The organism is Allobosea rubneri, from assembly GCF_032464875.1.
Lineage (GTDB): Bacteria > Pseudomonadota > Alphaproteobacteria > Rhizobiales > Beijerinckiaceae > Allobosea > Allobosea rubneri.
Window position 1 is genome coordinate 24111 of the sequence record NZ_JAWDID010000058.1, and the last position, 9204, is coordinate 33314.

General features: G+C 67.9%; 11 protein-coding genes. 7 read left to right on the top strand and 4 right to left on the bottom strand.

From position 1 onward, the window contains the following. The 3 genes from RKE40_RS24670 to RKE40_RS24680 are packed head-to-tail and all read right to left on the bottom strand — an operon-like array spanning position 1 to position 2140. The gene (locus tag RKE40_RS24670; protein ID WP_316020843.1) at positions 1 to 834 is read right to left on the bottom strand and encodes an enoyl-CoA hydratase family protein; all 834 of its coding nucleotides are present in this window, start codon (positions 832 to 834) and stop codon (positions 1 to 3) included. After that, entirely contained in the window at positions 831 to 1376 is a 546-nt protein-coding gene (locus RKE40_RS24675; RefSeq protein WP_316020844.1) for a MarR family winged helix-turn-helix transcriptional regulator, read from the bottom strand. The genes RKE40_RS24670 and RKE40_RS24675 overlap by 4 nt, the downstream gene beginning before the upstream one ends. A 2-nt stretch (positions 1377 to 1378) precedes the next feature. Beyond that, positions 1379 to 2140 (bottom strand): SDR family NAD(P)-dependent oxidoreductase, encoded by a 762-nt coding sequence (locus tag RKE40_RS24680; RefSeq protein ID WP_316020845.1) that lies wholly within the window; start codon positions 2138 to 2140, stop codon positions 1379 to 1381. 234 nt (positions 2141 to 2374) lie between these two features. Between RKE40_RS24680 and RKE40_RS24685 the strand changes: the two genes are divergently transcribed. The 7 genes from RKE40_RS24685 to RKE40_RS24715 all read left to right on the top strand — a co-directional run bounded on the left by RKE40_RS24685 (position 2375) and on the right by RKE40_RS24715 (position 8905). Next, the gene (locus RKE40_RS24685; RefSeq protein WP_316020846.1) at positions 2375 to 4729 is read left to right on the top strand and encodes a bifunctional salicylyl-CoA 5-hydroxylase/oxidoreductase; all 2355 of its coding nucleotides are present in this window, start codon (positions 2375 to 2377) and stop codon (positions 4727 to 4729) included. A 68-nt stretch (positions 4730 to 4797) separates the two neighbouring features. Beyond that, entirely contained in the window at positions 4798 to 5148 is a 351-nt protein-coding gene (locus RKE40_RS24690) for a hypothetical protein (RefSeq protein WP_316020847.1), read from the top strand. Positions 5149 to 5285: 137 nt separating this feature from the next. Then, complete coding sequence (locus RKE40_RS24695; RefSeq protein WP_316020848.1) at positions 5286 to 6233, top strand: ring-cleaving dioxygenase; 948 nt, start codon at positions 5286 to 5288, stop codon at positions 6231 to 6233. Positions 6234 to 6479: 246 nt separating this feature from the next. Next, positions 6480 to 7616: a DUF2778 domain-containing protein gene (locus RKE40_RS24700; RefSeq protein WP_316020849.1), complete on the top strand. Its 1137-nt coding sequence runs from the start codon at positions 6480 to 6482 to the stop codon at positions 7614 to 7616. 121 nt (positions 7617 to 7737) lie between these two features. Then, positions 7738 to 8145, top strand: a complete 408-nt coding sequence (locus RKE40_RS24705) for a DUF6152 family protein (RefSeq protein ID WP_316020850.1) — start codon at positions 7738 to 7740, stop codon at positions 8143 to 8145. A gap of 8 nt (positions 8146 to 8153) precedes the next feature. After that, positions 8154 to 8621 carry a DUF6644 family protein gene (locus RKE40_RS24710; RefSeq protein WP_316020851.1) on the top strand — a complete coding sequence of 156 codons (468 nt, stop codon included), beginning with the start codon at positions 8154 to 8156 and terminating at the stop codon, positions 8619 to 8621. 53 nt (positions 8622 to 8674) lie between these two features. Continuing rightward, positions 8675 to 8905, top strand: a complete 231-nt coding sequence (locus tag RKE40_RS24715; protein WP_316020852.1) for a hypothetical protein — start codon at positions 8675 to 8677, stop codon at positions 8903 to 8905. A 94-nt stretch (positions 8906 to 8999) separates the two neighbouring features. Here RKE40_RS24715 and RKE40_RS24720 read toward each other — a convergent pair. Continuing rightward, positions 9000 to 9204: hypothetical protein (locus RKE40_RS24720; RefSeq protein WP_316020853.1), on the bottom strand; the 205-nt coding region annotated here is incomplete at its 5' end.

Sequence of the window (9204 nt, forward strand, 5' to 3'; positions counted from 1 at the left end):
TCAGTTGCCCTCGAAGACCGGCTTCTGCTTGGCGGCGAAGGCGTGATAGGCGCGGGCAAAATCCTCGGTCTGCATGCACAGCGCCTGAGCCACCGCTTCCGCCTCGATCGCGGTTTCCACCGACATCGCCCATTCCATCTCGAGCATGCGCTTGGTCATGGCGTTGGCGAAGGTCGGGCCATCGGCGAGCTCGGCGGCGAGCGCCTGGGCGTCCGCCAGAACGTTCTCGCGGGCGACCAGCCGGTTGAGGAAGCCCCAGCGCTCGGCCTCGTCGCCGCGCAGGACGCGGCCGGTGTAGAGCAGCTCCGCGGCGCGGCCCTGACCGACGATGCGCGGCAGCATCGCGCAGGCGCCCATGTCGCAGCCGGCGAGGCCGACGCGGTTGAACAGGAACGCGACCTTGGTCTCGGCCGTGCCGAGGCGCAGGTCGGAGGCCATGGCGATGATCGCGCCGGCGCCGGCGCAGATGCCGTCGATCGCGGCGATGATCGGCTGCGGGCAGGCACGCATCGTCTTGACCAGTTCTCCGGTCATGCGCGTGAACTTCAGAAGATCCTTGGTCTCCATCGCGACCAGCGGCCCGATGATCTCGAAGACGTCGCCGCCCGAGGAGAAATTGCCGCCGGCGCCGGTGACGACGATGGCCTTGATATCCTCCTCCTTCTGCGCCGCGAGGAAGAAATCCGCGAGCTCGCGATAGCTCTCGAAGGTGAGCGGGTTCTTCTTCTCCGGCCGGTTCAGCGTCACGGTCGCGACCTTGCCGGCGACCGAAAGCTGGAAATGCTGCGGTGTGAAACCGGCGAGCGGCAGGGTCACGGGGTTGGCGCTGGTCATGTCTGGTCTCCCGCCGGATCAGGCGTGCCGCTCTGGCGGCGGCCGATGGCGTTGTGCAGCGAGGCCTTGGTGCGGCCGAGCAGATGGAAGAGCTGCGCCGTCTCGGCCGGCTCGAGCCCGGCGAAGAGCTCGGCGATCCAGTCCTCGTGCCGCTCCGCCATCGCCTTGAAGGCGCGGCGGCCCTGGGCGGTCAGCGTCAACACCTGCACGCGCCGATCCTGGGCGGCCGGGCGCTTGTCGACCAGCCCGTCGGCGAGGAGGCCCGCGACGACGGCGGTGACATTGCCGTTCGAGACCATCAGCCGCTGCGAGACCTCGCCGACCGTCATGCCAGTGGTCGATTTTTCGAGCTGGGCCATCAGGTCGAAGCGCGGCAGCGTCGTCTTGAAGTCCTCGCGCAGGCGGGTGCGGATCTCGCTCTCGATCAGGGTCGAGCAGGTCAGGAGCCGCAGCCAGAGGCGCAGCTCGTCCTTGTGGTCTCCGGGGCGCTCGCTCGCCTTGGTCTCGCGGTCGAGCATGAGGGCATTGACGGAGATTTCCATGCTCAGAACTCCCCGCCATTGATCAGGAGGGACTGGCCGGTGATGCCGCGGCTTTCGGGCTGGCAGAGGTTGAGCACGCTCGCCGCGACCTCCTCGGGGGTGATCAGCCGGCCCTGCGGGTTGTCCTTCACCAGCTGCGCCAGCGCATCCTGCGCCGTCACGCCGGTCTTGCCGGTGATCGTGGCGATGCTGCCGGCAACCATGTCCGTGTCGGTGTAGCCGGGGCAGATGGCGTTGACGGTGACGCCGCTGCGGGCGGTTTCAAGCGCAAGCGAACGGACCAGCCCGACGACGGCGTGCTTGGCTGCGACATAGGCGGAAACATAGGGGTAGCCGCGATGGCCGGCGGTCGAGGCGATCGCGATCAGCCGGCCGGAGCCGCGCTCCAGCATCGCCGGCAGGGCCGGGCGGAAGCTGTTGACCGTGCCGACGAGATTGATCTCGACCATGCGCCGGAACAGGGCGGCATCGCTCTTGCGGAAGGGGGCGGTCTCGACCGCGCCGGCATTGGCGACGACGATGTCGAAAGGCTTCTCGGCCGAGAGTTCCGCAAGGGCCCGGACCATTGCGGCCTCGTCGGTGACGTCGACGGTCGCGGCCCGGTCGGCCTCGCCAGCGTCCAGAACCTGCTGCAGGATGGTGCCGTTGCGACCGATGATCGAGACCCGGACGCCGGCATGGTGAAGCGCCGCAGTGATCGCGCGGCCAATGCCGCGTCCGCCGCCGCTCACCAGGGCATGCTGTCCCGCCAGAGTCGATGCCATGAAGCCGCCACTCCCGTCTTGCGGATCAATATATTTTAGGTCTGAAGCATTTTGCAAGAGACTGAAGGGATGCCGGACGCATCGTGATCGGAATTCAAAAATGATATTATTTTACAGTATTTTGAGTCTCCTGTGTGACGGAGTTTCGTGCAGGCGACCTTGACCTTTCGCGTTCCTGTTGAAAGAAAATTATTTCAGACCTAAAATAACTCGGTCAGCTTGCGGAGAGGCGTCATGCGCATTGCGGTGGTGGGCGGCGGACCGGCGGGGCTCTATTACGCGCTCCTGATGAAGCGCGATTGGCCGGCGCTCGACGTCACGGTGTTCGAACGCAATCGCCATGACGACACGTTCGGCTTCGGCGTCGTCTTCTCCGATCAGACGCTCGATCTGTTCAAGGCGGCGGACCAGCCGAGCTATGAGGCGATCGTCTCGCGCTTCGCCTATTGGGACGACATCTCGATCCATTTCAAAGGCACGCAGCAGCGGATATCGGGCAATGGCTTCTGCGGCTGCTCGCGGCGCACCCTGCTGATGCTGCTGCAGGAGCGGGCGCGGCAGGTCGGCGTCGCGCTGCGCTTCACCGAGGAGGTCGTCGACATCGCCGCGCTGAAGCGCGACTACGACCTCGTCGTTGGAGCCGACGGCATCAACAGCCGCATTCGCGAGGGCGATCGCGAGCGCTTCGCGCCCGAGGTCGATCTGCGGCCGAACCGCTTCGTCTGGATGGGCTCGACCCGGCCCTTCGACGCTTTCACCTTTTTCTTCAAGGAGACGCGGCACGGCGTCTTCATCGCGCATTGCTACCAATACGAGGCGGGGCAATCGACCTGGGTGCTGGAGACCGACCCGGAGACCTTCGCCCGCGCCGGACTCGAGGCCATGGACGAGGCGGGCTCGGCTGCCTTCCTGGAGGAGGTCTTCGCCGAGGAGCTCCAGGGTCATCGGCTGATCACCAATCGCTCGCTCTGGCGGCAGTTCCCGATGATACGCTGCCAGAACTGGGTGGTCGACAATGTCGTGCTGCTCGGCGACGCCAAGGCGACCGCGCATTTCTCGATCGGCTCCGGCACCAAGCTCGCCATGGAGGATGCGATCGCGCTGCACGGCGCCTTCCGCAGGACCGGGCTCGACGTGAAGGCGGCGCTCGCTTCCTTCGAGGCGACACGACGCGAGGAGGTCGAGAAGACTCAGCACGCGGCCGATGTCTCGCTGGTCTGGTTCGAGCAGCTCGAGCGCTTCTGGGATTTTAAGCCGCTGCGCTTCGCCTTCGGGCTGATGACCCGCTCCAAGGCGATCACCTATGACAATCTTGCCCTGCGGGCCCCGGAATTCGTCGCGGCCGTCGACAGGCTCGTCGCTGAGGATCTCGGCGCGGACCAGGCGGTGCGACGGGACGGTTCGCCGGTGCCGCCGGCCTTCCAGCCCTTCCGGATGCGCGAGATGCAGGTCGCGAACCGCTTCGTCGTCTCGCCGATGTGCCAGTACTCGGCGCAGGAGGGCATGCCGGGCGACTGGCACCTCATGCATTACGGCGCCCGCGCCATCGGCGGGGCGGGGCTGGTCTTCACCGAGATGACCTGCGTCTCGGCCGATGCCCGGATCACGCCCGGCTGCGCGGGGCTCTATAGCGACGAGCAGGAGGCAGCCTGGAAGCGGATCGTCGACTTCGTGCACGCCAATTCGGCGGCGAAGCTCTGCCTCCAGCTAGGCCATGCCGGGCGCAAGGGCGCGAGCAAGCTGATGTGGGACGGGATGGACCGCCCTTTGGAAGAGGGCGCCTGGCCAATCCTCTCGGCCTCGCCGCTGCCCTATTATCCCGAGAGCCAGGTTCCGCGCGAGATGACGCGGGTCGACATGGACCGGGTTCTGGCCGATTTCGTGCTGGCGGCCGAGCGTGGCCTGCGCGCCGGCTTCGACATGCTGGAGCTGCACTGCGCCCATGGCTACCTGCTCGCCAGCTTCCTCTCGCCCCTGACCAACCGGCGCAGCGACGCCTATGGCGGCCCGCTCGAAAACCGGATGCGCTATCCGCTTGAAGTCTTTGCCGCGCTTCGCGAAACTTGGCCGGCCGACAAGCCGATGTCGGTCCGCATCTCGGCGACCGACTGGCAGCAAGGCGGCATCAGCGCCGAGGACGCGGTGGCGATCTCGGAGGCGTTCGCAGCGGCTGGCTGCGACCTCGTCGACGTCTCGACCGGGCAGACCACGCCCAAGGCCCGGCCGCATTACGGCCGCATGTTCCAGACCCCGTTCTCCGACCGCATCCGCAACGAGGCCGGTGTCGCGACGATGTGCGTCGGCGCCATCACTTCGGCCGACCAGGCCAACACCATCGTCGCGGCGGGCCGGGCCGATCTCGTGGCGCTCGGCCGGCCGCATCTGGCGGACCCGTCCTTCGTGCTGCGTGCGGCCGCCTGGTACGAGGCTGATGTCGCCCAGCCGGTCCAGTACTTGCCCGGCAAGGACCAGTTGATGCGCAACACGCCGCGCGAGCGCGAGGAGCTGCGCGAGCTCAAGCTCAAGGCCAAGCCTAGCCGCCATGGCGAGGGCGCAGTCGCGGCGCAGCCGGCCCGGGCTGCGGAATAACGCGGAACCTCGCGGCCTGCCGGTGGGTTGTCGTCCGAAGCTCATTTCGGACGATGGGAGGCAAGGCCATGGCACGAGGCCGCACTGGAACGACCGTACTCGCACTGCTGATCGGCCTCGGGCTCGGCGCAGGTCAGGCCTTCGCGCAGGCCGCGACGCCCGCCCAACCTTCGCCGACGCCGAGCCCGCCGGCGCAGCCGGGGGTTGGGCCACAGACGACCCATCCGGCGCAGGTCGACAAGGGACAGAACATGATCCTGCCTTCGGCCGGGCAGGCGGGGCAGTCGGCGGCGCCGACCATGGTGTATGATTGCGAGAAGAAGCCGCAGGATTGCACGACCCCTGCCAGTCCCGCCGATCAGGCTGACAAGCCTGCGCTCTCGCCGCCGCCGGCTGCCGCGCCGCCTGCGAAGCCATAGGGTTCATTGCATTTGCGCAATCCATGATTGTCGCGGGCCCGGGTTTATGGCGTAGTGGCAATGCCTATCTTGGTGGCGACCGATGCAACAGCGTGCGTCGCCGAAAAGGTGACGCCGCCAGGATAGGGGCTCACGCCATGCAACTCACAGGCATCCACCACGTCACCGCGATCACCGCGCAGGCCGCGCAGAACCACCGCTTCTATGTCGATACGCTCGGCCTGCGGCTGGTCAAGAAGACCGTCAACCAGGACGACACCTCGGCCTATCACCTGTTCTATGCCGACGGTGCCGGCTCGCCCGGCACTGATCTGACCTTCTTCGACTGGCCGACGGCTCCGGCGCGGCGCGGCACCCATTCGATCGTCCGGACCGCCCTGCGCGTCGCGAACGAAGCCTCGCTCGAATGGTGGCGGCAGCGGCTTTCGGCGGCGGGCGTCGCGGTCTCGGACATCGTCACGATCAATGGCCGGGCGGCTCTCGATTTCGAGGATCCCGAGGGGCAGCGCCTGACGCTCGTCGCGGATGGCGGCCAGATTCCCTTCGCGGTCTGGGAGAAGAGTTCGGTTCCGGCCGAGCACCAGATACGCGGGCTTGGGCCGGTGACGATCTCCGTGCCGCAGATCGAGCGCACGGAACTCGTCCTGACCAAGCTTCTCGGGCTGGAGCGGACCTCGAACTACAAGCATGCGCCGCATGCCTCGGGGGACATCCACGTCTTCAAGATCGGCGAGGGTGGCCCTGCCGCGGAGCTGCACGTCGCGGTCGAGCCCGGCCTGCCGCAGGCCCGCGAAGGGGCGGGGGGCGTGCATCATCTCGCGCTGCGGACGCCGAGCTTCGGCGAATACGACACCTGGGCCGAGCGGCTGCGGGAATCCGGCTATCCCAATAGCGGGCCAGTCGATCGGTTCTACTTCCGCTCGCTCTATCTGCGCGAGCCGAACGGCATCCTGATCGAGATCGCCAGCGACGGCCCGGGCTTTGCCACCGACGAGCCGGCCGAGACCATGGGCGAAGCCCTGTCGCTGCCGCCCTTCCTCGAAGCGAAGCGGGCGGCGATCGAGGCTGGGCTGAAGCCGCTCTAGCGCTGTCCCGAACGGGCCGGGGCACCTGCCGTGCGGCGGGTGCCCCGGCCTTTTCGTTGCCGGATGCTGCGTCGATTTTCTTCGTTGCGATTCATCCAGGATTAACCAAGCGCGCGCTCAATGAGGGCACGAGGTTGGGTGCTTCCCGAAACCACGGATCGGCCGGCAACTCCCTGATCGCTGGATGAGCGAAGGGTGTCGTCGCTTGGTCCTGGCGGCGTGCTCATGTGTCCCGAGGCGTTGCGTATGCGTTATTCGAACAGGTCGACCGGCTATGCCTATAGCCTCGGGCGCAAGCGCCGCTCCGGTCCGTTCCTGCGGCTCGCCATGCTGTTCGCGGTCGGCGGGGCTGCCGCCGTCGGCGTCTCGCTCTGGCAGGGCAAAGGTGCCGAAACGGCGGGCGCGCATAATGCGCCCACGCAGATCGTTCGAGCGTTGCCGGTCAAGGCTGCCGCTTCTGTGAGCGTCGCCGCGCTGCCAGTGCTGCGGCCGGGCTATGTCGCCGGTTATGTCGCGCGGCCCATGGCCGACAGCAAGCCTCTCGCCGGTGCCTTCCAGTCGGCGAAGCCGGTGCCGAAACTTGCCGTGCTCGACCCTGAGACGACCGGCTCGATCGCGCCGTCCACGGTCTCGGGCCCCGCGGTCGCGGCCATCCTGCCGCCTGTCCCGCCCGCAGCCGAGCCGGCACAGAAGATCGCCCTGATCAGCCCCTTGCCGGTGCCGCGCCCGTCCGATCTCAAGCTCCCGTCGGTGCCCGAGCCGCGTGCCGCGGCCCGCGGCGCCTCGCGCCGGAGCAAGGATGTCGCCGCCGCGGCCGAGCCGCCCGTCGACAACCGGTCCTTCCTCGAGAAGATTTTCGGCGCGAGGACGCCGACCACCGGCACGCAGCTCGCCTATGCCGCCCCGCAGGACGATATCTCTGGGCGTCGCGGCAGCGGCCTGACGGTGGCGCCCGAGCCGGCCCCGGCGCCATCTCCGATGGCTTCGCCGATGAGCGTCGGCCCCAAGACGGCGGTCTACGACATCAGCGCCCGCACGCTCTATCTGCCGAATGGCGAGCGGCTCGTGGCGAATTCCGGCCTCGGCGAGAAGATGAACGATCTGCGCTATGTCCATGTGCGGATGCACGGGCCGACGCCGCCGCATGTCTATACGCTGACCGAGCGCGAGGCGCTGTTCCATGGCGTGAGGGCGATCCGGATGCACCCGGTCGGCGGCGCCGGCAAGATCTTCGGCCGCACCGGCCTTCTGGTGCACAGCTACCTGCTCGGCCCGCGCGGCGATTCCAATGGCTGCGTCTCGGTCAAGGACTATGACCGCTTCCTGCAGGCTTTCCTGCGCGGCGAGATCACGCGGCTCGTCGTGGTGCCCGGCCGGGGTTGATCGGCCGCTGATCGGCAGCTGATCGGATCGTGAACCGCGAAGGCGCGGTTCTTCCATGGGCATGGCGAAACCGGGCGGTATAGTCCCCCGGCAGTTGCCGGAAGCCATGGGGAGCCGATCCATGACGCGTCTCAGCCTTCTTTCGCCGATTTCCCGCCGCAGCCTGGTCTGGCTGACGCTGGCTGCAACCACGCTGGCCGGCGCGCCGGTCATCGCCCATCACGGCTGGTCCTGGGCCGAGGGCGAGCAGATGGAGCTGAAGGGCACGATCCGCAGCATCTCGATGGCGCCGCCGCATCCGATGCTGATGGTCACCGCGGCCGACGGCAAAGTCTGGCAGGTCGATCTCGGCAACCCCAACCAGACCGAGCGCTCCGGCTTCACCGGCACGACCGCCAAGGCAGGCGATGCGGTGACCGCGATCGGCAACCGGCATCTCGACAAGAGCAAGGCGCATATGAAGGCGGTCCGGATCGTGCTCGCCGGCAAGAACTACGACATGTATCCGGAGCGGATCCGCGCGAACTGACGCTGCCGATGGATCTCGTCGCCGGCCTCGAGGCCTGGCCGGGTGCCGTGCTGATCCGGCAGTCCGGCACGGCCTATCTCTTCGTCAATGCTGCCCATATCCTCGGGATCGGCCTGCTCGTCGGCGCGGTCTTGCCGCTCGACCTGCGGCTGCTCGGCTTTTTCCGTGCCGTGCCGCTGGCGGTGATCGAGGCCTTTCTGACGCGCGCCGCCGCCGTCGGGCTGGCGCTGGCGCTGGCGACGGGGTTCTGGCTGTTCACCGTCAAGCCGGACGAGTATCTCGCCAATGAGGCCTTCCTCTGGAAGCTCGGCTTGCTCGTGCTCGCCATTGCCAATATCGGGCTGCAGCATGCCGGCGGCTACCGCAGGGCGCTCGCGAACGGCACGGTGACGGGCGCAATGCGCTTCCGGGCGGCGGTCTCGGCGACGCTCTGGCTGGCGACGTTGCTGGCCGGGCGCTGGATCGGGTTTCTGTAGGAGGCGGGATGGCAAGGTTGCGAACCGGGGCAGGAGGGCTCCCGATTGCGGGCATGTTCGCTCTGCTGCTCGTCTCGGCGATACCGGCGAATGCCGAGGTGCGCTTCGGCAACAAAGTCCGCATCGGCGGGCACGACGCTTCCAACCAGCGCTTCGACCGCCGGAATCGCGGCGTCTATCACCTCTACCGGGGCAAGCCGAGCAACCCGGGCTGCAGCTGGCGCCCTGACGGCCGGGGTGGGCGGGTCAAGATCTGCCATCTGCAGCGTATCGGGCGGCGCTGACCTGGCAACTTTGCGCAAGGCTCATCGCCGATCTCGCGGGCTTTGGTGTTGGGTCGGGCAGCAGCGATTGTGCGGCCCGACCGGCGTTTCAGTTTCAGAACTCTTCCCAGCCGGCGTCGCCGCCGCGTGCATTGGCGAGCTTGCGGGCCGGGGCGGGCGCTGGGATCGCTGCCGGGCGCTCGCGGCGAGGCGCCGGCTGATGCTCGGCAAAGGCGGCTTCCGCCAGCCTGCGCAGCCGTTCCGGCTCCGGGGTGCCGCTGGGCTCGATGTCGGCCGACTGGCGCGCCCCGCTGCCGGAG

Coding starts and splice junctions, on each gene's coding strand:
- RKE40_RS24670 (WP_316020843.1), bottom strand. CDS start 834: ATGACCAGCGCCAACCCCGTGACCCTGCCGCTCGCCGGTTTCACACCG.
- RKE40_RS24675 (WP_316020844.1), bottom strand. CDS start 1,376: ATGGAAATCTCCGTCAATGCCCTCATGCTCGACCGCGAGACCAAGGCG.
- RKE40_RS24680 (WP_316020845.1), bottom strand. CDS start 2,140: ATGGCATCGACTCTGGCGGGACAGCATGCCCTGGTGAGCGGCGGCGGA.
- RKE40_RS24685 (WP_316020846.1), top strand. CDS start 2,375: ATGCGCATTGCGGTGGTGGGCGGCGGACCGGCGGGGCTCTATTACGCG.
- RKE40_RS24690 (WP_316020847.1), top strand. CDS start 4,798: ATGGCACGAGGCCGCACTGGAACGACCGTACTCGCACTGCTGATCGGC.
- RKE40_RS24695 (WP_316020848.1), top strand. CDS start 5,286: ATGCAACTCACAGGCATCCACCACGTCACCGCGATCACCGCGCAGGCC.
- RKE40_RS24700 (WP_316020849.1), top strand. CDS start 6,480: ATGCGTTATTCGAACAGGTCGACCGGCTATGCCTATAGCCTCGGGCGC.
- RKE40_RS24705 (WP_316020850.1), top strand. CDS start 7,738: ATGACGCGTCTCAGCCTTCTTTCGCCGATTTCCCGCCGCAGCCTGGTC.
- RKE40_RS24710 (WP_316020851.1), top strand. CDS start 8,154: ATGGATCTCGTCGCCGGCCTCGAGGCCTGGCCGGGTGCCGTGCTGATC.
- RKE40_RS24715 (WP_316020852.1), top strand. CDS start 8,675: ATGTTCGCTCTGCTGCTCGTCTCGGCGATACCGGCGAATGCCGAGGTG.